Source organism: Massilia sp. (assembly GCF_031995545.1).
Taxonomy (GTDB): Bacteria; Pseudomonadota; Gammaproteobacteria; order Burkholderiales; family Burkholderiaceae_D; genus Telluria.
Genome location: NZ_DAMAGA010000053.1, coordinates 1 through 24,074, shown reverse-complemented (window position 1 = coordinate 24,074; position 24,074 = coordinate 1). Strand labels below are relative to the sequence as shown.

Sequence of the window (24,074 nt, the reverse complement as noted above, 5' to 3'; positions counted from 1 at the left end):
CCCACAACCGCGTCGAAGGCCGCAGCGAATACACCCAGCTGCTGTACGTGCCGAGCCACGCCCCGTTCGACCTGTGGGACCGCAACAAGCGCGGCGGCATCAAGCTGTACGTCAAGCGCGTGTTCATCATGGACGACGCCGAGCAGCTGATGCCGACGTATCTGCGCTTCATCAAGGGCGTGATCGATTCCGCCGACCTGCCGCTGAACGTCTCGCGCGAGATCCTGCAGGAGTCGCGCGACGTGCGCGTGATCCGCGAAGGCTCGACCAAGCGCGTGCTGAGCATGCTGGAAGAACTGGCGAACAGCGAAGAGGGCGCAGAGAAAGACAAGTACGCGACGTTCTGGAAGGAATTTGGCCAGGTGCTGAAAGAGGGCGTCGGCGAAGACACCGCCAACAAGGACCGCATCGCCAAGCTGCTGCGCTTCGCCTCGACCGTCAGTGAATCGGACGAACAGACCGTGTCGTTCGCCGACTACGTCGGCCGCATGAAGGAAGGCCAGGACAAGATTTATTACGTCACCGCCGACAACTACAGCGCCGCCAAGAACAGCCCGCACCTGGAAATCTTCCGCAAGAAGGGCGTAGAAGTGATCCTGATGACCGACCGCGTCGACGAGTGGATGCTGTCGTTCCTGTCCGAGTTCGAAGGCAAGGAACTGGTATCGGTCGCCAAGGGCGGCCTGGACCTGGGCGCGCTGGAAGACGAGGCCGAGAAGAAGGAACACGCCGAAACCGAAGCCGGCTACAAGGAACTGGTCGAGAGCATGAAGGGCGCCCTGGGCGACAAGGCCAAGGACGTGCGCGTGACCTTCCGCCTGACCGATTCGCCGGCCTGCCTGGTGGCGGATGAAAACGAACTGTCGGGCAACCTGCTGCGCATGCTGAAGGCGGCCGGCCAGAGTGCCCCGGAATCGAAGCCGATTCTCGAGATCAACCCGAACCACCCGCTGGTGACGCGCCTGAAGTACGAAGACGCAAGCGGTGCGCGCTTCGCCGACTGGGCCCACATCCTGTTCGACCAGGCTGCGCTGGCCGAAGGCGGCAGCCTGTCGGATCCGGCGTCGTTCGTGAAGCGCCTGAACGAGATGCTGCTGGCGGGCGCCAAGTAAGCATCGGGTCTGACAAAAAGCCGGGACAGCGATGTCCCGGCTTTTTTTATCGCCGCATGCCGGGAGCGGTCAGAAGGTCGCGTTCAGCGTCGCCGTCACGTTGCGCGGCTCGCCATACCAGTTGCTGCCGCTGGTCGAACCCAGCGTGCGGTAGTAGTGCTTGTCGAACACATTGTTCAGGTTGATGGCCAGGTCCAGGTTGCGGTCGATGCGGTAGCCGATCCGGCCCGACCATACCGCGTAGCCGGCTTGCGACAGGCGCAAGGCACCGCTGGTCTTGTAGGTTTCGCTCTGCGCATTCACGCCGCCGCCCACGCTCCACGGCGAGCCGGCCGGTTCCCAGCTGGTCCAGATGCGGGCCAGGTGGCGCGGGGTGAAGGTCGACAGCGGCTGGTTCTCGTTGGCGCTGGGTGCGCCGGTGGCGGTGCGGTCATGCAGGTAGCGCGTCTGGTTCCAGGTATAGCCGGCGCTGACCTGCCAGCCAGGCGCCAGCATGCCGTTCAGTTCCAGGTCCAGGCCCTGGCTGCGCACTTCGCCTTCGGCGATGAAGCAGGCGCCGCCGGTGGGCGAGCCGGGGCACGGCGACGGGTTGAACGGGTCGCTTTGCGAGCGGTTTTCCTCGAGCACGCGGAACACCGCCAGCGCGGCATTCAGGCGACCGCCGAACAGCGCACCCTTGAGACCGGCTTCGATGTTGTTGCCGGTGGCCGGATCGAGCGGGTCGCCGCTGGCCGTGTACTGGGTCGACTGCGAGCGGAAAGTCTCGGCGTAGCTCAGGTAAGTCGTCCAGTCGGGCGCGAAGTCCCACTGCAGCGCGCCGTAGGGCGTAAATTCTCCTTTTTGTTCATAGGGCCGGGTGGGCCAGGTATCGGTCACCAGGTTGCGGACCGAACTCTTCCAGTTGCTGACGCGCCCGCCGGCGATCAGCTTGACGCCTTCGCTCAGGCTCAGGCGCAGCGAGCCGTATGCGCCCGACTGTTCCAGCTTGTTCAGCGTGTGCGCACCGGCCCGGCCCGGGCGGGTCGGCAGCGTCACGTAGTCGAGCGGGTTGAAGGTGTACGGGTTGATGACCGGGTTGTCGACCGCGTACAGCTGACTGGTGTTGTCGAAGTCGCGCTGCATCCAGTTGGCCCCCAGCAGCACGTCATGACGCAGGCCGAAGGCGTCGAAGCTGCCTTCCAGCGTGGCGTCGGCCGCGTTCTGGTCGGCCACGAAGTGCTGCTGGAAAGCCGACAGGCTGGGACCCAGGTTGGTGGCCGGATTCACGGTGCCGAATGCCGAGCCGCTGGTATCGTGATTGTCTTCGCGCATGCGGGAGAAGGCCAGGCGCAGCTTCCAGTCCTTGCCGAAGCGCTGCTGCAGGTCGGCGAAGGCGGTGGTCGATTCGATGTCGGTGTTCGACCAGGCGGCGTTCAGGTAGGTCGAGCGCGGCAGGCCAAGGTCGGCGCCGTCCGAGAAGCGCGGCAGCCCGCCGTAGAACGGGACCATGTCGTTCTTCTCGTAGTGTACACCGGCGCCCAGCGTGGTCGAGGGGGACAGGTCGGCTTCGACGATCGCGTACAGGACGGAGCGTCTGGTTTGCGCGACGTCGTAGAAGAATTCGCGGTCTTCGTGCGCCGCGACCATCCGCGCACGCACGCTGCCGCTGTCGTTGAGCGGCAGCGAGACGTCGGCCTGGGCGCGGTAGTCGTCCCAGCGCCCGGCGCTGATCTGTGCGTCCAGGCGGCGCGTCTTGAGCGGCCGCTTGCGCACCAGGTTGACGGCGCCGCCCGGATTGCCGGCGCCGTTGAACAGGCCGGCCGGCCCGCGCAGCACTTCGACCCGCTCGAACACCGACAGGTCGGGACTGATCGCGAAGCCGCTGCCGCGCTGGGTGGCGACGCCATCGTATTGCACCGTATCGACCGCGAAGCCGCGCGAATAATACGTGCGCTCGTAGCTGCTGCCCTGTTCGACGATCATGCCGGTCGTGTTGGCGAGCGCTTCGTCCAGCGTCTGCAGGCGCTGGTCGTCCAGGCGCTGGCGCGTGACCACCGACACCGATTGCGGCGTCTCGCGCAGCGACGCGCTGCCCTTGGCGATGCCGGCGCTGTCCGCGGCATAGTCGGCGCCGAGCCGGTCGGCGCTGACCAGCACGGTCGACGGGGACGGGCTGTCCGGCGCGTCGGCCCCATGCGCGGCGGTGGAATAGGCGAGGGCGAGTGCGAGCACGAGCGGCAGGCGCTTGGGAACGGTCATGCGGGGCTTTCTGTCGTGGTGGGCAAAGGAGGCGCGGATCGGTCATGAATCGCCCGATCGAATGAACGCGAATGAGAATGATTCGCATTTTGATGCATATTGGCTATTCATGCAATATGCGCGTTGCATTTTGCCAACTCGTACTCGCGGGCAGCCGCCGATGGCGCGGCTACAGGTGCCTGGTCTCGTCCGGCGCTGTCAGCCAGTTATCGTGGCGGCCGTCGATGTAACGAAGCGGCGCGGCCAGCATGTGCTCGACCGGCATGTCGTCCAGGCTGGCGATGTGGATGGCCACGAACGGTCCGCCGCGCGGCGTGGCACCGGTGGTGAACACATGAATGCCGCAATGGGCGCAGAAGTGATGCGCGTCGCGCCGGGTATGGAAGCGGTATTCGCGCAGCGCGGCGCCGCCCTGCAGCAGCCGAAACGCCGACGGCGCCACGATCGCACCCCAGAAGCGCATCTTGGTGCAGATGCTGCAGTTGCACTTGACGGTGCCGGCAGCCGGGTCGATTTCGGCCTCATAGCGGATCGCGCCACAATGGCAGCTGCCGTGGTAGGTGGCCAGGCTCACGCGGGGCCGTTGACTTGGTCGCAGAACTGTTCCAGCAGCTGCAAACCTTCCGGCCATTCGCCATGCCCCGACTCGGTGTTCAGGTGGCCGACGTCGCCGATTTCCACCAGGCGGCTGCCCCAGGCGTCGGCGAAGGCGCGCGTGCGCCCGGTCGCGGCGAAGGGATCGTTGGCGCTGCCGACCACCAGGCTGGGGAAAGGCAGCGCCTCCATCGGCACCGGCGCCCAGCTGCCCGGATCGAACGGGAAGCTGGACGCTTCGACGTCGCTCGGCGCGGCCAGGAAGGCACCGGCCACTTTCAACGGCGAGCCGCAGCGCGCCCAGTGCGCCACCAGCATGCAGCCCAGGCTGTGCGCCACCAGGATCGGCGCGCCGCGGCACTGGGCGATGGCGGCGTCGAGTTCGGACACCCACTCGTCGCGGTGCGGGCTGGTCCAGTCGCGGTGCGGGGTGCGCTGCCATTGCGGGTAGCGCTCGTGCCACAGCGATTGCCAGTGGCGCGGCCCGGAGTTCCACAGGCCGGGCAGGATCAGGACGTCGCACTTCATCTCGTTTCTCCTTGTTGCTGTTCCTTGATGGGTTGGGGTCCGGCCGCGGCCAGTGCGCCGGATGCGCCGGATGCGCCGGATGCGCCGGATGTGCGCGCCGGCGGCGGGCCGAGGAACCAGTCGAAGATGCGCTCGAACAGGCGGCGCCAGGCGTCCTTGCGCTGTTCGGTCAGGGTGCCCAGCAGCCACGTTGCCAGGCCGACCGCGGCGCCCAGCGCCAGCAGGTCGAGCGGATTGGCCGGGTCGTGCATGTACAGCACCGGCCAGGCGGCCAGCACCAGCGCATGCGACAGGTACAGCGTCAGTGTATACGAGGCGCAGCGCCGCACCGGAGCGGCCACGCGCAGCATGGCGCCGAAGCCGGCGAAGCGCGCGCAGGCGAAGTTCAGGCAGACGATCAGGCCGACCGCGTAGTCGGCCAGGAAGCGGTCGGCGTTGCCCAGGCTGAAGGCCTGGCCCAGCCAGGACGCGCGGCCGAGGGCGCGCAGCAGGGTTTCGAGGTCGCTCGCCTCGTAGGCCGCCAGCAGCAGCAGGCTGGCGATCCAGCCGGCGCGCGCCAGCGTGCGCGGCAGCGTGTGGCGCGCCTGCCAGCGGTACAGCCAGACCCCGGCCAGCCACACCGGCAGCAGCAGCCACAGCTTGGGCCCCATGATCGCCAGCACCAGCGCGATGGCCGCCAGCCGGCGCGCGCCGCGCAGGTAGCAGGCCACGCCGAACAGCACGTAATACCAGACCTCGAAATTGAGCGACCACCACGGCACCAGCAGCGGCGGCACTTCGGACAGTGTCCACAGGTCGCCCAGGAACTGCAGGTGGAAGGGAATATACAGCCACGGCTTGCCCAGCTGGTAGGCCTTGTCGATGCGGTGCTCCAGGTGCGGCGCCAGCAGCCAGGCGCAGGCGAACGCCAGCACCAGCACCGGCAGCGCCACCGAATAGATGCGGGCGCAGCGCGCCACGGCGAAGTCGCGCGCGCCCGGGCGGCGCGTGTCCGAGGTGTAGGCGATGACGAAGCCGGACAGCACGAAGAAGGCCATCACCGCTTCGCGTCCCAGCATGGTGAGCAGGTCGGCTCCGGGACCTTGTACCAGCTCGCCCTGGCGCACGTGCATCAGCACCACCGCCAGCGCCGCCAGGAAGCGCACCAGATCGAGGTAGATCGAGAATGGCCGGTCGAGGGTGGAGGTGGCGGGGCGCATGAGGTAAATACTACTTCAGTTCCTTGACGGCGCCATGTTTACCGGCCGCCCGCCGCCAGGACCGGCCAGGGCATCATTGCGGCGGCTGGCCGTTGGACGCCATCAGGCCGTTATCCACCGGCAGGTTGACGCCGGTGATCAGGCGCGCGTCGTCGCTGGCCAGAAAGGCCATCGCGGCCGCCACGCCATCCGCATCCTCGGGCGCGCCGAGCGGCATGCGTTCCTTGAACTTGGCCACCAGTTCATCGTTGTTCACCATGTCCTCGGTCATGCCGGTCCTGGTGAAGCTCGGATTGACGGCGTTGACCCGCACGCCGTCCTTGGCCGCGTCCATCGCCATCGCGCGCACCATATTGCTGACCGCGCCCTTCGAGGTGTTATAGGCGAACATGTTCCAGTCGCCGCCCAGGCCCGAGACCGACGAGGTCATCACGATCGAGCCGCGCACCTTCACCAGTTCGGGCATCGCCGCCTTGGCCATGTGGTAGTAGCCGGCCACGTTCACCGACATCACGCGGTCGAAGTCTTCTTCGCTGGTCTTGGTGATGTCGCCCTCGGTGGCGACGCCGGCGTTGTTGACCAGGATGTGCAGGCCGCCGAAGCGCTCGACGGCGGTCTTGACGGCGGCGCTCGCGGTGGCCTTGTCGGCGGTGTCGCCGACCTGCACCACGATGCGGTCCTGCGGCAGTTCGCCCGCGGCTTTCCTGAGTGTCTCTTCATCGTTGTCGAGCATGACGACGCGGGCGCCTTCATCGAGGAAGCGGCGCGCGGCCGCCAGGCCGATGCCGGAAGCGGCGCCCGTGATCAGGACGGTTTTATCGTTAAAGCGGTTCATTCCTTCTCCTTTCAAGCTGGCCAGGGCAGCGCGTGCGCGGGCCGCCGGAACAGGCATTGATTAGTTAATAAGTGCGTGGAATGACGATAGCACAGCCGTCCAAACACGGCCGTTCGGTGCCGGTAGGCAATCGTGAGCATGCTATGCTGGCCGATCCTTCTCACTGTTTTTCACCCTCACGGGCCTGCGATGCTGCGTTCTGCCGATTTCGTATTCCGTCCCTTTGTACCAGGCGATGCGCCGGCCTTCGTCGACGCCGTCACCGAGTCGATCGCGACACTGTCGATGTGGATGCCATGGGCGCATGCGGACTATTCGCAGGCCGAGGCGCTGGCCTGGATCGAACACTGTCAGCAGGGGTGGCAGGAGCGCAGCTGCTTCGAGTTCGGCATCTTCGATGCGCAGTCCGGGGCCTTCGTGGGCGGATGCGGCCTGAATCAGGTCAACCGTCTGCATGAGTACTGCAATCTGGGGTACTGGATCCGCCAGTCCGCGCATCGGCGCGGCGCGGCGACCCAGGCGGTGCACACGCTCTCGCGCTATGCGTTCGAGGAACTCAAACTGAATCGGGTCGAAATCGTCGTCGGCGTCGGCAATGCGGCCAGCCTGGGCGTGGCGCGCAAGGCCGGGGCGATTGAGGAGGGCGTGGCGCGCAACCGCCTGAAGCTGGGCGAGCGCATCGTCGATGCGCACATGCTGGCACTGATCCGCCGCCACGCGCCTGACTACAGCCCGGTGCGCAGCGCGAACAGTTCGGGGAACAGCACCACGTCCAGCATCTTGCGCAGGTAGCTGACCCCGGCCGTGCCGCCGGTGCCGCTCTTGAAGCCGATGATGCGCTCGACCGTCGACACATGGCGGAAGCGCCAGAAGCGGAACGCCGTCTCCAGGTCCACCAGCTTTTCGGCCAGCTCGTACAGCGCCCAGTGGCGCGCGGTGTCGCGGTACACGCCGAGCCAGGCCGCCTTGACCGAGTCGTCCATCTGGGTCGGGCCGGTGCGCTCGCCATCCAGGCGCGCCGGGTCGATCGCGAAGCCGCTGCGCGCCAGCAGCAGCACCGCCTCGTCGTAGATCGAGGGCGCCAGCAGCTCGCGCTGCAGGATGGCGTGCGCTTCCGGCGCCTGTTCGTGCACCGCCAGCAGCGCCGGGTTCTTGTTACCGAGGATGAATTCGAGCTCGCGGTACTGGAACGACTGGAAGCCGGACGAGGCGCCCAGGTAAGGCCGGATCGCGGTGTACTCGGGCGGGGTCATGGTGGCCAGCACGTCCCAGGCATGCACCAGCTGGTCCATGATGCGCGCCACCCGCGCCAGCATCTTGAACGCCGGCGGCAGGTCGTCGGCGCGGATGTGGCGCCGCACCGCCTGCAGCTCGTGCAGCATCAATTTGATCCACAGTTCGCTCGTCTGATGCTGGACGATGAACAGCATCTCGTCGTGGCTGGGCGAACGCGGATGCTGGGCGCTCAGGATCTGTCCCAGGCCGAGGTAGTCGCCGTAACTCATCGACTCCTTGAAATCCATCTGGGCGCCGTGCCATTGTTTGCCGGGCGCCGGTGTGTGCTCGCTCATGACAATTCCTTCAGGTGACCGCGCCGCGCGCCGCATTGACATCGTAGGCGCCCCGGTCGAGGATATCCTTGAGTATTTCCACCGCATCCCAGACGTCGGCGAAGCTCGTATATAAAGGCGTGAAGCCGAAGCGCATGATGCCCGGTTCGCGGTAGTCGCCGATCACGCCGCGCGCGATCAGGGCCGCCATCACCGCGTAGCCATGCGGATGGGTGAAGCTGACCTGGCTGCCGCGCCGCGCATGCTCGCGCGGCGTCACCAGCTGCAGCGGATGGCCAGCGCAGCGGCTTTCGACCAGCTCGATGAACAGGTCGGTCAGTTGCAGCGACTTGGCGCGGACCGCGTCCATGCCGGTGGCTTCGAACACTTCCAGGCCGCATTCGACCAGCGCCAATGACACGATCGGCTGGGTGCCGCACAGCGCGCGCCCGATGCCCTCGCACGGGGCGAAGGCGCTGGCCATCGCGAACGGCGCGGCGTGGCCCCACCAACCCGACAGTGGATGGTCGAACGCCGCCTGATGGCGCTGCGGCACCCAGATGAAGGCCGGCGCGCCGGGGCCGCCGTTCAGGTATTTATAGGTGCAGCCGACCGCGAAGTCGGCATTCGAGCCGTGCAGGTCGAGCGGCACCGCGCCGGCCGAATGGGCCAGGTCCCACACCGCCAGCGCGCCGGCGTCGTGCGCCAGGCGGGTGAGGGCGGCCATGTCGTGCTGGTAGCCGGTGCGGTAGTTGACGTGGGTGAGCATCAGCACCGCGCAGTCGCCGTCGAGCGCGGCCGGGATCTCGTCGCTTGAGTCGACCAGGCGTACGCGGTATCCCTGCTGCAGCCAGCGGCTCAGGCCTTCGGCCATATAGATATCGGTCGGGAAGTTGCTGCGCTCGGTGACGATCACGCGGCGCTCGCTGCTGCGGCGTTCGGATGCCGGCGCGCCGCGGCGTTCGTTGGCGCCGCCGTTGGCCTGGATGCGCAGCGCGGCGGCCAGCGCCTTGAACAGGTTGAGCGAGGTGGTGTCGGTGACCGCCACTTCGCCGGCACGGGCACCGACCAGTGGCGCCAGGCGGTCGCCCAGGCGGCGCGGCATGTCGAACCAGCCGGCGTCGTTCCAGCTGCGGATCAGGTCATGGCCCCATTCGCGGGTCACGACATCCTGGACCCGCGCCAGCGCGGCCTTGGGGCGGGCGCCGAGGGAGTTGCCGTCGAGGTAGATGACGCCGGGCGGTAAATCGAAGCGCTCGCGCAGCGGCGCCAGCGCGTCGTGGGCGTCGCGCGCCAGGCAGTCGGCGCGGGTGAGGGTGGTATCGGTCATGCTGGTTCCGGATTAGTTGATGCTTGAAGCAATGGGCAGGCGGGCAGTGTAGCAAGTTCCGTGGCGCCGGGGCGAGAAAACATTGTTGAAACGACACGCAAATCGGCTTGGCAGGGCGCGGCAAAAAATTTTCAGAATTTTTTGCGAACGACCCTAAAGTTCCCTAAAGTCAGTCCGATAACGATCTTAGATAGGCGGTAATGGGTCGAAAAAATTTTTCTAACAAACCCTAAAGTTCCTGTCGAGGCTGCCGTTACCGGGCCAGAAGGGCGAGAAAAAAGATGAAAAAAATTCTCGAACAACCCTAAAGTTCTCGAAAACGCTGCCGTTACCGTAGTAAATGCGCGACAGATTTTGTCTGACGCCAACACAATCCAGGGTGCTTCCCGGCACCACGCTCCACCCCCTTCCCATAGGGGAAAAGTAGCCATCCCGTAGAGTTTGTCAGACAAACTCCTACGGGTTTTGCCGTCTTTTCCGGACGTAAAATCCCGCCTTCGTCTGATTCCAGAAAAGTTTCCCCACGGTCAGAATCTATCTCATCGGCAACAAACAACACGCCGAACCCACACCAACGGAGAGAGAAGATGATGACCGCAAACGACATGATGGCCGAGATTCGCGATGCCAACCTGAGCTACCTGATGCTGGCTCAGCAGATGATCCGCGCCGATAAAGTCACCGCCATCTTCCGCCTCGGTATCTCGGCCGACATCGCCGACCTGATCGAAGGCATGAGCAACGCCCAGATCCTGAAACTGGCTGGCGGCAACATGATGCTGGCCCGCTTCCGCTTCGACGACACCGCGATCCTGTCGATGCTGACCAGCCACACCAAGGACCGCAGCCTGGCCCAGTCGCACACCGCGATCCTGATGGCCGGCCAGCCGGTTGAAGAAATCGCATAATCCGGTAACGGAAACCGTATAATCCGGTAACGGCCTCGCTGGGGAGGGCCGATTGGAATACCGGGAGCAGCAGTATGAACAAGAAAAGCGTCGTCACGGAAGCGCAGGAAATCCAGCTTGCCATCGAACTGATCAACCTCGGTGCGCGCCTCCAGCTGTTGGAAACCGAAGTATCGCTGTCGCGTGAGCGCCTGCTCAAGCTGTACAAGGAACTCAAGGGTGTCTCTCCACCCAAGGGCATGCTTCCGTTCTCGACCGACTGGTTCCTGACCTGGCAGCCGAACATCCACTCCTCGCTGTTCATCAATATCCACCAGTTCCTGGTCGAACATGCCGGCGCCGCCGGCATCCAGGCGGTGATGAAAGCCTACCAACTCTACCTCGAACAAATGCCGCCGGCGCCGGGCGAAGAGCCGCTGCTGTCCCTGACGCGCGCTTGGACCCTGGTACGGTTTTTCCAGAGCGGCATGCTGCTGCTGGCCCCATGCAGCAAGTGCCAGGGCAAGTTCATCGTCAACGCGCTCGACCTGAACGCCGACTACGCCTGCGGCCTGTGCCACATGCCTTCGCGCGCCGGCAAGACGCGCAAGGCCAAGGACGCGCGCGACGCCGCCGCTGCCGCCAACGAGGACAGCGCCTGAATTGGCGCGCGCGCCGAGCCCGGCCGGTATCCTGCGCGCGCCCGCCGTCCAGGCGCTGCTGATCCAGGCACTCGCTTTTCCGCTGACGCTGGGCGTGGTTTACCTGTCCGCGCGCGCAGGGTTCACTGTTTCCTATCTTTATGTTGCCCTGGTCCAGGGCGCGATCGCGCTCGGCTTCACCTGGTGGCGCCGCCTGGCGGTATGGTGGCGCGCGATCGGCTTCGGCTTTCCGCTGGCGCTGCTGGCGGCCAGCCTTCTTGCGATTCCACCGGCCGTGTTCCTGGTCATCTTCCTGTTCCTGCTGCTGCTGTACTGGTCGACCTACCGCACCCAGGTGCCGTACTACCCGTCCGGGCGCCGGGTCTGGGAAGCGGTGGCGGCCAGCCTGCCGCAGGGCCGGCCGCTGCGCGTGATCGATGTCGGCAGCGGCCTGGGCGGCTTCGTGCTGGAGCTGCAGCGGCAACGCCCCGAGTCGCGCTTCGAGGGCATCGAGCTGGCGCCGCTGCCGTGGCTGTACAGCCACTTGCGTGCGCGGCTGACCCGCAGTAAGGCGCGTTTCATCCGAGGCGACTACGAAAACCTGAACTTCGCCGACTACGACGCCGTGTTCGCCTACCTGTCGCCGGCCGTGATGACGGAGCTGTATATCAAGGCCGCGCGCGAGATGAAACCCGGTTCGACGCTTTTCAGTTACGAATTCGTCATTGCAGGACAGCCACCGAGCCGGATTGTCACCTTGAACACCGATGGTCCGAAGCTGTATTTGTGGGACTTTTAGGCGACACTCCAGAGGGAAAAAGGACGGTTTTACTTGCCCGTGGGCTATACTCCAGATAGAGTAGTTCCCTGCATAAACTTTTCTGAATTTCCCGTTTTTGCGTCGTTTGACACGACACCAAAACCGGTCTTCTGGAGCTCATTCCCTTGTTAGTTATTGTCGGTTACCTTGTTGTCATGGGTTGCGTGTTCGGCGGCTTCGCGCTGGCCGGCGGCCACCTCGCTTCGCTCTGGCAGCCTATCGAGCTGCTGATGATCGGCGGCGCCGCCGTCGGCGCCTTCATTGTCGGCAACACCGGCAAGTCGATCAAGGCCACCATGAAGGCCTTTCCATCGATCTTCAAGGGGTCCAAGTACAGCAAGGACATGTACATGGAACTGATGGCGCTGCAATTCGACGTGCTGTCGAAAGTGCGCAAAGAGGGCCTGATGTCGATCGAAGGCGACATCGAGGCGCCCGAATCGTCGCCGCTGTTTTCGAACTATCCGCTGGTGCTGGCCGACCACCACATCGTCGAATTCATGACCGATTACCTGCGCCTGATGGTGTCGGGCAATATGGACGCGATGCAGATCGAAAACCTGATGGACAACGAGATCGAGACCCACCATCACGAAGGCGCGATTCCGTCGCACGTGATCGCCAAACTGGGCGACGGCCTGCCGGCGTTCGGTATCGTGGCGGCGGTGATGGGCGTGGTCCACACCATGGAATCGGTGGGCCTGCCGCCGGCCGAGCTGGGTATCCTGATCGCCAAGGCGCTGGTCGGTACCTTCCTCGGTATTCTGCTGGCCTACGCGTTCGTCAGCCCGCTGGGCAACGTGCTGGAACAGAAGCTGGAAGAATCGACCAAGATGTTCCAGTGCGTGAAGGTCACGCTGCTGGCCAGCCTGAACGGCTACGCGCCGGCGCTGGCGGTGGAATTCGGCCGCAAGGTGCTGTACTCGACCGAGCGCCCGACCTTCGCCGAGCTCGAAGAGCACATCAAGAAGAAGAAGTAAGCGCGATGATCGTCAATCTCGATAAGCTGGCGGGAGGCGTCCATGGCTGACGAAGGACAGCGGCCCATTGTCGTCAAGCGCATCAAGAAGGTGGCCGGCGGCCACCACGGCGGCGCCTGGAAGATCGCGTACGCCGACTTCGTGACCGCGATGATGGCGTTCTTCCTGCTGATGTGGCTTCTGGGCTCGACCGCCAAGGGCGACCTGGTCGGCATCTCGGAATACTTCAAGACGCCATTGAAGGTGGCGATGCAGGGCGGCTCGGGTTCGGGCGACTCGTCGTCGGTGATTCAGGGCGGCGGCGAAGACCTGACCCGGCGCGCCGGCCAGGTCAAGAAGGGCGATGCGCCCCCGGCCAACAAGACCTATGACCTGCAGGCGGCCAAGGCCGCGCTGGCACGCGAGGAAAGCGCGCGCCTGTCGGCCCTGAAGGGACGCATCGAATCGGCCATCGAAGTCAATCCGATGCTCAAGAAATACCAGAACCAGCTGCTGCTCGACATCACCAGCGAAGGCTTGCGGATCCAGATCGTGGACGAGAAGAACCGTCCGATGTTCGCCATGGCGCGCGCCGAACTGCAGCCCTATACCAAGGAGATCCTGCACATCATCGGCATGGTGCTGAACGAAGTGCCGAACAAGATCGGCATCTCGGGCCACACCGATTCGACGCCGTATGGCAGCGACACCGGCTACAGCAACTGGGAACTGTCGGCCGACCGCGCCAACGCTTCGCGGCGCGAGATGATGCTGGGCGGGCTGGCCGACGACAAGGTGCTGCGCGTGGTGGGCCTGGCGGCGGCCGCGAACCTGGACGCCAAGGATCCGTTCAATCCGATCAACCGCCGCATCAGCATCATCGTCATGAACAAGCGCACCGAAGACGCGGTGCGGCGCGACGCCGCCACGCTCGACGTGCCGGCGGAAGACGCGACAAGCGCGGCGAATGCGACGCTGGAAGCAGTCAAGAAATAAGCCCCCGGAAGAGGACTGGAATGACAAGAAAAAAGATACTCGGTTCGCACGTGAAGCGCCTGCTGTCTGGCGTGTCGGTGCACGGCCGGCGCCACCTGACCGAGGTCGAGGCCGACCTGCTGCAGACCGAGCTGCTGCTGGAAGAAGCGATCGAGAAGCTCACCTCCAGCTTCATGGCGATCCACGGCACGGTGGCGGCGCGCCAGTCGGCGCTCGACCGCCTGCTGGCGGGCGAGGAGATCACGCCTGAGGAACGGGCGGCCTTGAGCGGCATGTCGCGCGAGATCGGCGGGCATGTGAACACCGCGGTCACCAGCATGCAGTTCCAGGACATGACGGCGCAACTGATTGAGCGTACGCTGCGCCGGGTGGCCGGCCTGCGCGATTTTCTGGGCACGCTGAGCGAACACGGCGCCGACATCGCGCCCGAGACCGACAGCGACGAGATCGTCGAACGGCTGGGCAAGGTCAGCATGGCGCTGGCGATCCAGTCGCTCGAATTGCGCAGCGTGCTGCGCCGCTCGGTCGAGCAACGGCATCTGGAAAGCGGCGACGTCGAACTGTTCTGAGTCCAGAACACCTCACCGGCGCATTACCCCATAACGAATACGAATTCCGGTTTGAACCGGACACAAAACAGCAGGGAGCAAAAAACATGGCAAAAACGATTCTCGCGGTCGACGATTCAAGTTCGCTGCGCCAGATGGTGGCGTTCAGCCTGAAGGCGGCCGGTTACAACGTGGTGGAAGCGGTCGACGGCCAGGATGGCCTGGACAAGGCCAAGCTGCAGAGCGTCGACCTGGTGCTGACCGACCAGAACATGCCGAAGATGGACGGCCTCACGCTGATCAAGACCCTGCGCACGCTGCCGGGCTACGCCAAGACCCCGATCCTGATGCTGACCACCGAGTCGTCCGACGAGATGAAATCGAAAGGCCGCGCGGCCGGCGCCAACGGCTGGCTGGTCAAGCCGTTCGACCCCCAGCGCCTGATCGAGGTGGTCAAAAAAGTGATCGGCTAAGGCCATGATCCTTCGCCAGATTGCCCCAGGCCGCGCGCTTTGCATGCAGCGCGGCCGCTTTGCCCGGACCGCACCATGAGCATCGACATCAGCCAGTTCTACCAGGTCTTTTTCGACGAAGCCGAAGAGCTGCTCGCCGAAATGGAACGCCTGCTGCTGGGCGTCGATGTCGCCGCGCCCGACGCGGAAGACCTGAACGCGGTGTTCCGCACCGCGCACTCGGTCAAGGGCGGCGCCTCGACCTTCGGCCTGACCGACATGTGCGACGTGACCCACGTGCTGGAGTCGCTGCTGGACCGTATCCGCAAGGGCGAGATGGCGCTGACCAGCAACCACGTGGACGCCTTCCTGGCCGCCAAGGACATCCTCAAGATGCAACTGGACGGCCACCGCCACGGCGCCACGGTGGACCAGGAAGCCGTGGCCAACGTGCGCATGGTGCTGCACGACCTGGCCGAAGGCCTGGTGCCGCAGGCGCCGGTGGTCGCGCCGTCGTACCTCACCGCCGCGCCAAAACCACAACACTCGCAGCAACTGAGCGAAGGCGCACACCGCTACAAGATCGAACTGCCGCAGGTGGAGCAGCGCGACATCAACGCCCTGGTCGACGAACTCGGCCTGATGGGCCGCGTGTCGGTGACTCCGCTCGACGGTGGCCGCACGGCGCTGATCATCACCACCCACGAAAGCCTGGACGACATCATGTCGATCTGCTCGTTCGTGCTCGATCCCGACGACCTCAAGATCTTCGAGGCGCCGGCATTGACGCCGGAGCAGCGCGCGATCGAAGCGGCCGAGCGCAAGCGCATCGAGGACGAGCAGGGCTACGGCTTCTTCGGCCCGGACGACGACGAGGCGCCGGCGCAGGCCGAGCTCTCGGACGACGACCGCGGCTACGGTTTCTTCCAGCCGATCGAGCAGATCCGCGCTGCGGCCGGCATCGTGGCCGAGCAAGCCCCGGTGGCGACCGAGTCGCAGTCGGTCAGCGCCCAGGCCCAGGCCCAGGCTCAGGACATGGCCGAGCACCTGGCCGAACTGGCCGCCGAAAAGAAGACGGCCAAGAAAGACCAGAGCGAATCGTCGTCGATCCGGGTGTCGGTGGAAAAGGTCGACCAGCTGATCAACCTGATCGGCGAACTGGTGATCACCAACGCCATGCTCGAGCAGCGCAGCAGCCAGCTCGATCCGATCGGCCACGAACGCCTGCTGTCATCGGTGTCGCAGCTGGGCCGCAACACGCGCGAGCTGCAGGAAGCCGTGATGTCGATCCGCATGATGCCGATGGACTTCGTGTTCTCGCGCTTCCCGCGCATGGTGCGCGACCTGGCCGGCAAACTGGGCAAGAAGGTCGACTTCATCACCCACGGCGCCGCGACTGAACTGGACAAGGGCCTGATCGAGCGCATCGTCGATCCGCTGACCCACCTGGTGCGCAACTCGATCGACCACGGCATCGAGATGCCGGCCGCGCGCGCCGCCGCCGGCAAATCCGAAGCAGGGCGCCTGTTCCTGTCGGCCGGCCACCAGGGCGGCCATATCGTGATCGAAGTCTCGGACGATGGCGGCGGCCTGAATCGCGAACGGATCCTGGCCAAGGCGGCGCAGAACGGCCTGGCAGTGTCGGACAACATGACAGACGCCGACGTCTGGCAGCTGATCTTCGCACCGGGCTTCTCGACCGCCGACGTGGTCACCGATGTGTCGGGCCGCGGCGTCGGCATGGACGTGGTCAAGCGTAACATCACCCAGATGGGCGGCACGGTCGACATCCGTTCGGCCAAGGGCTTCGGCACCACCATCTCGATTTCGCTGCCATTGACGCTGGCGATCCTGGACGGGATGTCGATCAGGAGCGGCGACGAGATCTACATCCTGCCGCTGTCGTTCGTGGTCGAGTCGCTGCAGCCGGCGCCGGAAGACGTGCGCGACATCGCCGGCCGTGGACGCGTGCTGAAGGTGCGCGGCGAGTACCTGCCATTGATACCGCTGTACCAGATGTTCGACATCGCGCCGCGCCACCGCGAGCCGTCCGACGGCATCGTCGTCATCCTCGAAACCGAGGGCAAGAAGGCGGCGCTGTTCATCGACGAACTGGTGGGGCAGCAGCAGGTGGTCGTGAAGAACCTGGAAGCAAATTACCGCAAGGTGGCCGGCATCTCCGGCGCAACCATCATGGGCGACGGCGGCGTTGCCCTGATCCTTGACGTGGCGGCGCTGGTGCGCTCGTCGCGCCAGCTGGCCGACGACACGGTCGTTTTATAAATTTACATTGAAAGAGGACGCATCATGTCTAATCTGGCAACCACCACCGACAACACCGCCCACGACGGCGCCGGCAACGAATTCCTGGCCTTCACCCTGGGCTCGGAAGAATACGGCATCGACATCCTGAAGGTGCAGGAAATCCGCGGCTACGAAGCCGTGACCCGCATCGCCAACGCGCCGGAATTCATCAAGGGCGTGATCAACCTGCGCGGCATCATCATCCCGGTGGTGGACATGCGCATCAAGTTCAACCTGGGCACCCCGGTGTACGACCAGTTCACCGTCGTGATCATCCTGAACATCGGCGGCCGTATCATGGGCATGGTGGTCGACAGCGTCTCGGACGTCACCACCCTGACGCCGGACCAGATCAAGCCGGCCCCGGAAATGGGCACCGCCTTCAACTCCGACTACATGATCGGCCTGGGCACCGTGGACGAGCGCATGCTGATCCTGGTCGACATCGACAAGCTGATGTCGTCGGGCGAGATGGGCCTGATCGACAAGCTGGCCGCGTAACAGCGCGCACGGCACGGAGCAGACAACCACCCCGGCCGCGCGCCGCGCTGAACGAAGCGCGGCGCCGGCCAACGAAGCAGAAGAGAAGGCAAGCAAAGTGCCGCAGCAAAAAACTGAGACGGTCAAGGAATTCGATTTCACGCGCCGTGATTTCGAGCGCGTGCGCGCGTTGATCCACGGGCGCGCCGGCATCTCGCTGGCCGACAGCAAGCAGGAAATGGTCTACAGCCGCCTGGCGCGGCGCCTGCGCGCTACCGGCATCCAGTCGTTCGGGCGCTACCTGGACGACCTGGAAGCGGGGCGCATGGACAAGGAGTGGGAAGCGTTCACCAATGCGCTGACCACCAACCTGACCTCGTTCTTCCGCGAGGCGCACCACTTCCCGCTGCTGCTCGATCACCTGGTGGCCCTGCGCAAGAAGGACACCCGTCCGCTCACCATCTGGTGCTCGGCCGCGTCCACCGGCGAAGAGCCGTATTCGATCGCGATGACCGCCTGCGAGGCGTTCAACACGCTCACGCCGCCGGTGCAGATCGTGGCCACCGATATCGACACCAATGTGCTGGCCACCGCCGCCAACGGCGTGTATCCGATGGAGCGCATGGACAAGATGTCGCCCGAGCGCCTGCGCCGCTTCTTCCTGAAAGGCAAGGGCGCGCACGAAGGCATGGCGCGCGTGCGTCCCGAACTGCGCAGTCTGGTCACCTTCCGCCAGCTGAACCTGCTGGCCGACGGCTGGCCGGTGGAAGGGCCGTTCGACGCCATCTTCTGCCGCAACGTGATGATTTATTTCGACAAGCCGACCCAGCGCAAGATCCTGGACCGCTTCGTGCCGCTAATGAAGCCGCATGCGCTGCTGTTCGCCGGCCACTCGGAAAACTTCCTGTACGTATCGGACTCGCTGCGCCTGCGCGGCAAGACCGTGTACGAACTCGACGCGCGCGCCTGAACCGGACATCGGAGCGCCCATGAACAGCCAGTTCGCCACCAATCTGTACCACGACCGCGTCTTCAATGTCGACGCCGCCAAGATCCTGCCGGGCGAGTATTACTACACGGCCAAGGACATGCTGATCTCGACCGTGCTCGGCTCGTGCGTGTCGGCCTGCATCCGCGACCGCATTACCGGCCTGGGCGGCATGAACCACTTCATGCTGCCGGACGGCGCCGAAGCCTCCAATAGCCCGGTATCGGCCTCGATGCGCTACGGCTCGTTCGCGATGGAAGTGTTGATCAATGACCTGCTGAAGGCCGGTGCCCGGCGCGAGCACCTGGAAGCCAAGGTGTTCGGCGGCGGCGCGGTGCTGCGCGGCTTCACCGCGATGAACGTGGGCGAGCGCAACGCCGCCTTCGTGATGCAATTTTTGAAGACCGAACGCATACCGGTGCTGGCCCAGGACCTGAACGACGTCTATCCGCGCAAGGTGTACTTCTTCCCGCGCACCGGCAAGGTCCTGGTCAAGAAACTGATGCAAACCCAAAACGATACGCTGGCGCAGCGCGAGCTCGACTACGCCAAGCGACTCAAGGTCCAGCCTGTTGGTGGGGCGATCGACCTGTTCTGAGCAGAAAGGGAATCACCATGAAGACGAAGGTGTTGATCGTCGACGACTCGGCGCTGATCCGCAGCGTGATGAGCGAAATCGTCAACTCCCAGCCCGACCTGGAAGTGGTCGCCACCGCGCCCGACCCGCTGGTCGCGCGCGAGCTGATCAAGAAACACAATCCGGACGTGCTGACCCTCGACGTCGAGATGCCGAAGATGGACGGCCTCGACTTTCTGGAAAAACTGATGCGCCTGCGCCCGATGCCGGTCTTGATGGTGTCGTCGCTGACCGAGCGCGGCTCGGAAATCACGATGCGCGCCCTGGAGCTGGGCGCGATCGACTTTGTCACCAAACCCAAGATTTCGATCCAGACCGGCATGCGCGAATACGCAGACATGATCGCCGACAAGATCCGCGCCGCAGCGCGCGCCCGCATCGCCCCGCGCACCGTGGCCCAGGCCGCCGCCAGCGCGCCGCTGGCTTCGCTGCGCAGCCCGCTGATCTCGTCCGAAAAACTGATCATCATCGGCGCCTCCACCGGCGGCACCGAGGCGATCCGCGAATTCCTGATGCAGATGCCGTCCGACTGCCCGGGCATCCTGATCGCCCAGCACATGCCGGAAGGCTTTACCAGCTCGTTTGCCAAGCGCCTTGATTCGCTGTGCAAGATCAGCGTGGTCGAGTCCGCCGGCAACGAGCGGGTGCTGCCGGGCCACGCGTATATCGCACCGGGCCACTCGCACCTGATGCTGGTGCGCTCGGGCGCCAATTACATGACCCGCATCGAACAGTCGCCGCCGGTGAACCGGCACCGGCCCTCGGTCGACGTGCTGTTCCGTTCCGCCGCGCAAGCCGCGGGCAAGAACGCGGTTGGTGTTATCCTGACCGGCATGGGCAAGGACGGCGCGGCCGGCATGCTGGACATGCGCCAGGCGGGCGCGCACAATTTCGCGCAGGACGAGGCCAGCTGCGTCGTGTTCGGCATGCCGCGCGAGGCGATCGCCATCGGCGCGGCCCACGAAGTGGGTCCGTTGGGGGCGTTGCCGCGCATGGTGCTCGAGCATCTGGCGTCGCAGGGCAACAGAGCGTTGCGCGTTTGAGCCGAATCGGACAAGGAATAATGCTTTAAGGGCTATTTTATCGCCGTAAGGCAACAAAAATGCTATTCTTGAGGCTGTAAAATGCAGCGCTCACCAATAAACCAAATACAAGATTCAAACGGAGTAATTCATGGCTGATCCAAAGATGCGTTTTCTGGTTGTTGACGATTTTTCGACGATGCGCCGCATCGTCCGGAATCTGTTGAAAGAACTGGGTTATGCCAACGTCGACGAAGCTGAAGATGGCGTCATGGCGCTGGCCAAGCTGCGCAGCGAGTCGTTCGATTTCGTGGTGTCGGACTGGAACATGCCGAACATGGACGGCCTGACCATGCTGCAGCACATCCGCGCCGATCCGGCACTGGCCAAGCTGCCGGTGCTGATGGTCACCGCCGAAGCGAAGAAGGAAAACATCATCGCCGCCGCCCAGGCCGGCGCCAGCGGCTACGTGGTCAAGCCGTTCACGGCCGCGACGCTGGACGAAAAGCTCAACAAGATCTTCGAGAAACTCGACAAAGCCGGAGCCTGAGATGGTGGAGCAGACTGCGGATCAGGGATCTCATGAAGAGGTCCTGAGCCGGATCGGCCACATGACCCGCGCGCTGCACGAGAATCTGCGCGGGCTGGGGCTGGACAAGCTGATCGAAAAGGCCGCGAGCGACATTCCCGACGCGCGCGACCGCCTCGACTACGTGGCGCGCCTGTCGGAACAGGCCGCCAAGAAGGTGCTGGACGCCACCGACAGCGCGGGTCCGTTGCAGGACGCGATCGAAACCCGCGCCAACGAACTGTCCAGCGGCTGGCAGGCGCTGCTCGACAAGGGCGCCACCGAATCCGAATGGCGCGAGCTGGCCCAGCGCACGGTCGCCAGCATGAACGAATCACGCGCCGGCGCGGTGGCAACCCGCACCGAGCTGATGAACATCATGATGGCCCAGGACTTCCAGGACCTGACCGGCCAGGTGATCGGCCGCATCACCGGCATCGCCCAGAACCTCGAGAAACAGCTGGTGCAGGTGCTAATCGACTTCGCGCCGAGCGAGATCAAGCGCGAACTGGATAACGGCCTGCTGAACGGCCCGCAAATCAACCCGACCGGCAGCGAAGTCGTCGCGAACCAGGGGCAGGTCGACGATCTGCTCGACAGCCTCGGGTTCTAAGCGCGCGCCGCGCATTATTTAACGGCGCCCTCCATGCATCGCACCAACTTCATCGTCCGTGAACCGCTGCTCGACCCGAAGCAGCGCGTTCTCGGCTATGAGCTTTCGTGGCAACAGCACGACGGCAAAATTCCTTCCCACCAGGACCTGGAAGGCCTGGTCGGCTTCGTCGCCGAGCACGTCAACCATGCGCAGCATGGCTGGCTGCTGCGCGACAAGATCCTGTTCCTCGACGCGGTGCCGGCGATGCTCTCGACCGATGCGCTGCACGCGCTGCCGCCCGAGCGCACCGTGCTCACCATCGACATCCGCCACCTGACCGACGTCGACGTGCGCGCCGCGGTGCAGGGCGTGCGCGCCGGCGGGGTCGGGGTGGCGATCCGCGGCTGCGACCTGAACCTGCTGGGGCGCAACCTGTCGCCGTACGCCTCCTACGTCGAAGTCACCTTCAGCGGCCTGGACGTGGCCAGCCAGGCGCGCACCTATGCCGCCGCCAAGCATTCGGCTGTGCGCATGGTGGGCCGTCCGGTGGCGACCTGGGCCGATTTCGACGCCTGCGCCGCGCTCGGCCTGGACGCCTTCGTCGGCAAGCTGCACCTGACTCCGCGTCCCGGCAAGCCGGTCAAGGGCATGAATCCGACCCAGACCGTGATCCTGCAGCTGATGCAGATGGTGCAGAACAATGAGGACGTGCCGACGCTGGAAAACGTGTTACGGCGCGATCCGGCGCTGACCTACAAGCTGCTGCGCTATATCAACACCGCCGGCTTCGGCGCCGGGCGCGAGGTGCAGTCGCTGCGCCAGGCAATTTCTCTGCTGGGGTATGCGCCGCTATACCGCTGGCTGGTGCTGCTGCTGGCCACGGCCAGCTCGAGCGGCTATTCGCCGGTGCTGATGGAAACGGCGGTGGTGCGCGGACGGCTGGCGGAATTGCTCGGGCAGCAGTACCTGGGCAAGAGCGAGGCCGAGAACCTGTTCGTGGCGGGGATGTTCTCGCTGCTCGATCGCCTGCTCGGCCTGAGCATGCAGGAGGTGCTGGAGACGATCCAGCTGCCGGATGAAGTGGTGCGGGCACTGACCGGGCGCGAAGGTTCCTACGGGCCGTATCTGGCGCTGGCCGAGGCCTGCGAGCTGAATTCGACGCTGGTGGCGTCGCTGGCGGAAACGCTGGAGATCGGGGCGTCGGAAGTCAACCGGGCGCACCTGTCGGCGCTGGCGTGGGCGCAGAGCGTCGCTGCTTGAGCGGTCAGCGCTGCGCTGTCTCGATGCGCAGCGCAGCCTTCGGAGGCTGAACCGTCAGCGCTTGACCATGCGCCGCTCCGGCAGGCCGGTGGTCACGAAGCGCTCCAGCGTCTGCTGCATCTGCATCGAAATACTGGCGAAACTGCAGCCGATCTGCACCTGCTCGCCGAGCAGGAAGGTGCGGAATGGCCGCAACAGGCGCACTTCGAGGTCGGCGACAACCACCAGTGCCGGCCCCAGTTCCAGCCGCACGCCCATCAGCTTCTTCCCCACCGACAGCCCGAAGCATTGTTCCGGCGTCGCACGCAAGCCGACGCCGCCCTGCGAAAAATCGTACAGCGGCAATTCGTACTGCTTGTTGGACAGGTTGAAGGTGGCGGAGTAATTGCCCCCCACCGGCGTCTCGACCCGGCGCGCGGAACGGCGGTTGAGCACCAGGCAGGCTTCGGGGAAGTCGGCCGGCACCAGGTGCGGCTGGCCGGGCAGGGTGCTCCAGTCGCTGTCCAGCTCGAACTGCAGCTTGGCGCTGCCGCCGATGGTGGCGACGAAGGTGGCCGGTCCTCCCGGCGGCAGGGCGCTGCCGGTGAAATCGAACACGAAATGCGGCAGCTCCGGATCGACCGATTCGATCCGCGCCAGCATCGGGTCGAGGATGCCGGAATAGACCGTCACCGGGTCGCCGCTGCCTGCAAGGGCAGTCAAGGCTTCGCCGATGTCGAAGGGATCGCGCATCTCGTGCGGCGCGAGATTGCTGCCGATACGGCTGACCGAGTCGGCAGGCTTGGGAGGGCCCTTGCGGGCAACTGCAACGGAGACGTTCACGGCGGGTCCTGGGGCGTGATTGTGAATTGCTGTTACGCGGCAGTATACACCGGAATGCAGTATTATTGCACTGCGGAAATCAATGGTGCAGCTTTGTTATCGATCAAATCTCGAGGTTGTCGATCAGGCGCGTGTTGCCGAGCTTGGCCGCGGCCAGCACCACCAGCGGCTCGCCGCGCTCCAGGTCTGCGCCGCCCGGGGCCTGCAGGTCGATGCGCTTGCGCACCGAGATGTAATCCGGCTTCCAGCCGCGCTCGCTTAACGCCGCCATGGCGCGCGCTTCCACGCTGCCGATGTCGCGCTCGCCGGCGCGCACCGCTTCGGCCACCGCGTTCAGGTTGCGGTACAGGGCCGGGGCTTCGGCCCGTTCTTCGCCCGACAGGTAGCCGTTGCGCGAGGACAGGGCCAGGCCGTCGTCGGCGCGGAAGGTTTCGGCGCCGATGATCTCGGTCGGCAGGGCGAACTGGCGCGCCATATTACGCACGATCATCAGCTGCTGGTAATCCTTCTTGCCGAACACGGCTACGCGCGGCTGCACGCACGAGAACAGCTTGGTCACCACCGTGCACACACCTTCGAAGAAGCCGGGACGGAATTCGCCTTCCAGCGTGTTGCCGAGGTCGTTGGGCGGGCGCACGCGGTATTCCTGCGGCTCCGGATACAGGTCTTTTTCGGTCGGCGCGAACAATACGTAGACGCCTTCCTTTTC

At 65.0% G+C, this 24,074-nt stretch carries 26 protein-coding genes; 17 read left to right on the top strand and 9 right to left on the bottom strand.

The features are described 5' to 3' along the window. On the top strand, positions 1-1,112 hold a 1,112-nt coding region (htpG, locus tag RTQ83_RS22710), incomplete at its 5' end, for a molecular chaperone HtpG (RefSeq protein WP_312519841.1). Positions 1,113-1,181: 69 nt separating this feature from the next. Here htpG and RTQ83_RS22705 read toward each other — a convergent pair. The 5 genes from RTQ83_RS22705 to RTQ83_RS22685 form a co-directional block, all read right to left on the bottom strand. Continuing rightward, positions 1,182-3,350, bottom strand: a complete 2,169-nt coding sequence (locus tag RTQ83_RS22705; RefSeq protein WP_312519838.1) for a TonB-dependent siderophore receptor — start codon at positions 3,348-3,350, stop codon at positions 1,182-1,184. A 169-nt stretch (positions 3,351-3,519) separates the two neighbouring features. Beyond that, positions 3,520-3,924 carry a GFA family protein gene (locus RTQ83_RS22700; RefSeq protein WP_312519835.1) on the bottom strand — a complete coding sequence of 135 codons (405 nt, stop codon included), beginning with the start codon at positions 3,922-3,924 and terminating at the stop codon, positions 3,520-3,522. After that, entirely contained in the window at positions 3,921-4,472 is a 552-nt protein-coding gene (locus RTQ83_RS22695; RefSeq protein ID WP_312519832.1) for an alpha/beta hydrolase, read from the bottom strand. The genes RTQ83_RS22700 and RTQ83_RS22695 overlap by 4 nt, the downstream gene beginning before the upstream one ends. After that, complete coding sequence (locus RTQ83_RS22690) at positions 4,469-5,671, bottom strand: acyltransferase (RefSeq protein WP_312519830.1); 1,203 nt, start codon at positions 5,669-5,671, stop codon at positions 4,469-4,471. The genes RTQ83_RS22695 and RTQ83_RS22690 overlap by 4 nt, the downstream gene beginning before the upstream one ends. Positions 5,672-5,744: 73 nt before the next feature. Further along, positions 5,745-6,506, bottom strand: coding sequence for a glucose 1-dehydrogenase (locus RTQ83_RS22685; RefSeq protein ID WP_312519829.1), 762 nt, complete (start codon positions 6,504-6,506; stop codon positions 5,745-5,747). Between the two features lie 189 nt (positions 6,507-6,695). Between RTQ83_RS22685 and RTQ83_RS22680 the strand changes: the two genes are divergently transcribed. Next, the gene (locus RTQ83_RS22680; RefSeq protein ID WP_312519827.1) at positions 6,696-7,298 is read left to right on the top strand and encodes a GNAT family protein; all 603 of its coding nucleotides are present in this window, start codon (positions 6,696-6,698) and stop codon (positions 7,296-7,298) included. Here the strand turns inward: RTQ83_RS22680 and kynA are convergent. Both kynA and kynU read right to left on the bottom strand, forming a co-directional pair. Continuing rightward, entirely contained in the window at positions 7,232-8,077 is an 846-nt protein-coding gene (gene kynA, locus RTQ83_RS22675; RefSeq protein ID WP_312519824.1) for a tryptophan 2,3-dioxygenase, read from the bottom strand. The two genes, RTQ83_RS22680 and kynA, sit on opposite strands and share 67 nt — an antisense overlap. Positions 8,078-8,087: 10 nt before the next feature. Further along, a complete protein-coding gene (kynU, locus tag RTQ83_RS22670; RefSeq protein ID WP_312519821.1) occupies positions 8,088-9,386 on the bottom strand; it encodes a kynureninase in 1,299 nt (432 codons plus the stop codon). A 590-nt stretch (positions 9,387-9,976) separates the two neighbouring features. Between kynU and flhD the strand changes: the two genes are divergently transcribed. The 15 genes from flhD (at position 9,977) to RTQ83_RS22595 (ending at position 22,543) form a co-directional block, all read left to right on the top strand. Further along, a complete protein-coding gene (gene flhD / locus RTQ83_RS22665; protein WP_312519844.1) occupies positions 9,977-10,294 on the top strand; it encodes a flagellar transcriptional regulator FlhD in 318 nt (105 codons plus the stop codon). 74 nt (positions 10,295-10,368) lie between these two features. After that, positions 10,369-10,935, top strand: coding sequence for a flagellar transcriptional regulator FlhC (gene flhC, locus RTQ83_RS22660; RefSeq protein WP_312519819.1), 567 nt, complete (start codon positions 10,369-10,371; stop codon positions 10,933-10,935). Between the two features lies 1 nt (position 10,936). Continuing rightward, positions 10,937-11,713, top strand: a complete 777-nt coding sequence (locus RTQ83_RS22655; RefSeq protein ID WP_312519817.1) for a class I SAM-dependent methyltransferase — start codon at positions 10,937-10,939, stop codon at positions 11,711-11,713. A 146-nt stretch (positions 11,714-11,859) separates the two neighbouring features. Then, complete coding sequence (gene motA, locus RTQ83_RS22650; RefSeq protein WP_312519815.1) at positions 11,860-12,714, top strand: flagellar motor stator protein MotA; 855 nt, start codon at positions 11,860-11,862, stop codon at positions 12,712-12,714. 42 nt (positions 12,715-12,756) lie between these two features. Then, the gene (gene motB / locus RTQ83_RS22645; RefSeq protein WP_312519812.1) at positions 12,757-13,689 is read left to right on the top strand and encodes a flagellar motor protein MotB; all 933 of its coding nucleotides are present in this window, start codon (positions 12,757-12,759) and stop codon (positions 13,687-13,689) included. Between the two features lie 20 nt (positions 13,690-13,709). After that, positions 13,710-14,258, top strand: a complete 549-nt coding sequence (locus RTQ83_RS22640) for a chemotaxis protein (RefSeq protein WP_312519810.1) — start codon at positions 13,710-13,712, stop codon at positions 14,256-14,258. Between the two features lie 86 nt (positions 14,259-14,344). Continuing rightward, positions 14,345-14,710 (top strand): response regulator, encoded by a 366-nt coding sequence (locus RTQ83_RS22635; RefSeq protein ID WP_290419160.1) that lies wholly within the window; start codon positions 14,345-14,347, stop codon positions 14,708-14,710. Between the two features lie 75 nt (positions 14,711-14,785). Next, positions 14,786-16,972: a chemotaxis protein CheA gene (cheA, locus tag RTQ83_RS22630; RefSeq protein WP_312519807.1), complete on the top strand. Its 2,187-nt coding sequence runs from the start codon at positions 14,786-14,788 to the stop codon at positions 16,970-16,972. 24 nt (positions 16,973-16,996) lie between these two features. Beyond that, positions 16,997-17,494 carry a chemotaxis protein CheW gene (locus RTQ83_RS22625; protein ID WP_312519805.1) on the top strand — a complete coding sequence of 166 codons (498 nt, stop codon included), beginning with the start codon at positions 16,997-16,999 and terminating at the stop codon, positions 17,492-17,494. 97 nt (positions 17,495-17,591) lie between these two features. Next, entirely contained in the window at positions 17,592-18,443 is an 852-nt protein-coding gene (locus RTQ83_RS22620; RefSeq protein ID WP_312519802.1) for a CheR family methyltransferase, read from the top strand. 19 nt (positions 18,444-18,462) lie between these two features. After that, positions 18,463-19,059 carry a chemoreceptor glutamine deamidase CheD gene (gene cheD / locus RTQ83_RS22615; RefSeq protein ID WP_312519799.1) on the top strand — a complete coding sequence of 199 codons (597 nt, stop codon included), beginning with the start codon at positions 18,463-18,465 and terminating at the stop codon, positions 19,057-19,059. Positions 19,060-19,076: 17 nt separating this feature from the next. Next, positions 19,077-20,141: a chemotaxis response regulator protein-glutamate methylesterase gene (locus RTQ83_RS22610; RefSeq protein ID WP_312519797.1), complete on the top strand. Its 1,065-nt coding sequence runs from the start codon at positions 19,077-19,079 to the stop codon at positions 20,139-20,141. 130 nt (positions 20,142-20,271) lie between these two features. Beyond that, positions 20,272-20,670, top strand: coding sequence for a chemotaxis response regulator CheY (cheY, locus tag RTQ83_RS22605; protein WP_183558083.1), 399 nt, complete (start codon positions 20,272-20,274; stop codon positions 20,668-20,670). 1 nt (position 20,671) lies between these two features. After that, the gene (cheZ, locus tag RTQ83_RS22600; protein WP_312519790.1) at positions 20,672-21,301 is read left to right on the top strand and encodes a protein phosphatase CheZ; all 630 of its coding nucleotides are present in this window, start codon (positions 20,672-20,674) and stop codon (positions 21,299-21,301) included. Between the two features lie 33 nt (positions 21,302-21,334). Next, positions 21,335-22,543 carry an HDOD domain-containing protein gene (locus RTQ83_RS22595; protein ID WP_312519787.1) on the top strand — a complete coding sequence of 403 codons (1,209 nt, stop codon included), beginning with the start codon at positions 21,335-21,337 and terminating at the stop codon, positions 22,541-22,543. A 54-nt stretch (positions 22,544-22,597) separates the two neighbouring features. On the opposite strand, the gene RTQ83_RS22590 is transcribed toward RTQ83_RS22595, so the two are convergent. Together RTQ83_RS22590 and RTQ83_RS22585 are read right to left on the bottom strand one after the other, a co-directional pair. Further along, entirely contained in the window at positions 22,598-23,365 is a 768-nt protein-coding gene (locus RTQ83_RS22590; RefSeq protein WP_312519784.1) for a PilZ domain-containing protein, read from the bottom strand. Positions 23,366-23,468: 103 nt separating this feature from the next. Continuing rightward, on the bottom strand, positions 23,469-24,074 hold a 606-nt coding region (locus tag RTQ83_RS22585; protein WP_312519782.1), incomplete at its 5' end, for a pantoate--beta-alanine ligase.

Coding starts and splice junctions, on each gene's coding strand:
- RTQ83_RS22705 (WP_312519838.1), bottom strand. CDS start 3,350: ATGACCGTTCCCAAGCGCCTGCCGCTCGTGCTCGCACTCGCCCTCGCC.
- RTQ83_RS22695 (WP_312519832.1), bottom strand. CDS start 4,472: ATGAAGTGCGACGTCCTGATCCTGCCCGGCCTGTGGAACTCCGGGCCG.
- RTQ83_RS22690 (WP_312519830.1), bottom strand. CDS start 5,671: ATGCGCCCCGCCACCTCCACCCTCGACCGGCCATTCTCGATCTACCTC.
- RTQ83_RS22685 (WP_312519829.1), bottom strand. CDS start 6,506: ATGAACCGCTTTAACGATAAAACCGTCCTGATCACGGGCGCCGCTTCC.
- RTQ83_RS22680 (WP_312519827.1), top strand. CDS start 6,696: ATGCTGCGTTCTGCCGATTTCGTATTCCGTCCCTTTGTACCAGGCGAT.
- kynA (WP_312519824.1), bottom strand. CDS start 8,077: ATGAGCGAGCACACACCGGCGCCCGGCAAACAATGGCACGGCGCCCAG.
- kynU (WP_312519821.1), bottom strand. CDS start 9,386: ATGACCGATACCACCCTCACCCGCGCCGACTGCCTGGCGCGCGACGCC.
- flhD (WP_312519844.1), top strand. CDS start 9,977: ATGACCGCAAACGACATGATGGCCGAGATTCGCGATGCCAACCTGAGC.
- flhC (WP_312519819.1), top strand. CDS start 10,369: ATGAACAAGAAAAGCGTCGTCACGGAAGCGCAGGAAATCCAGCTTGCC.
- motB (WP_312519812.1), top strand. CDS start 12,757: ATGGCTGACGAAGGACAGCGGCCCATTGTCGTCAAGCGCATCAAGAAG.
- RTQ83_RS22640 (WP_312519810.1), top strand. CDS start 13,710: ATGACAAGAAAAAAGATACTCGGTTCGCACGTGAAGCGCCTGCTGTCT.
- RTQ83_RS22635 (WP_290419160.1), top strand. CDS start 14,345: ATGGCAAAAACGATTCTCGCGGTCGACGATTCAAGTTCGCTGCGCCAG.
- cheA (WP_312519807.1), top strand. CDS start 14,786: ATGAGCATCGACATCAGCCAGTTCTACCAGGTCTTTTTCGACGAAGCC.
- RTQ83_RS22625 (WP_312519805.1), top strand. CDS start 16,997: ATGTCTAATCTGGCAACCACCACCGACAACACCGCCCACGACGGCGCC.
- cheD (WP_312519799.1), top strand. CDS start 18,463: ATGAACAGCCAGTTCGCCACCAATCTGTACCACGACCGCGTCTTCAAT.
- RTQ83_RS22610 (WP_312519797.1), top strand. CDS start 19,077: ATGAAGACGAAGGTGTTGATCGTCGACGACTCGGCGCTGATCCGCAGC.
- cheY (WP_183558083.1), top strand. CDS start 20,272: ATGGCTGATCCAAAGATGCGTTTTCTGGTTGTTGACGATTTTTCGACG.
- cheZ (WP_312519790.1), top strand. CDS start 20,672: ATGGTGGAGCAGACTGCGGATCAGGGATCTCATGAAGAGGTCCTGAGC.
- RTQ83_RS22595 (WP_312519787.1), top strand. CDS start 21,335: ATGCATCGCACCAACTTCATCGTCCGTGAACCGCTGCTCGACCCGAAG.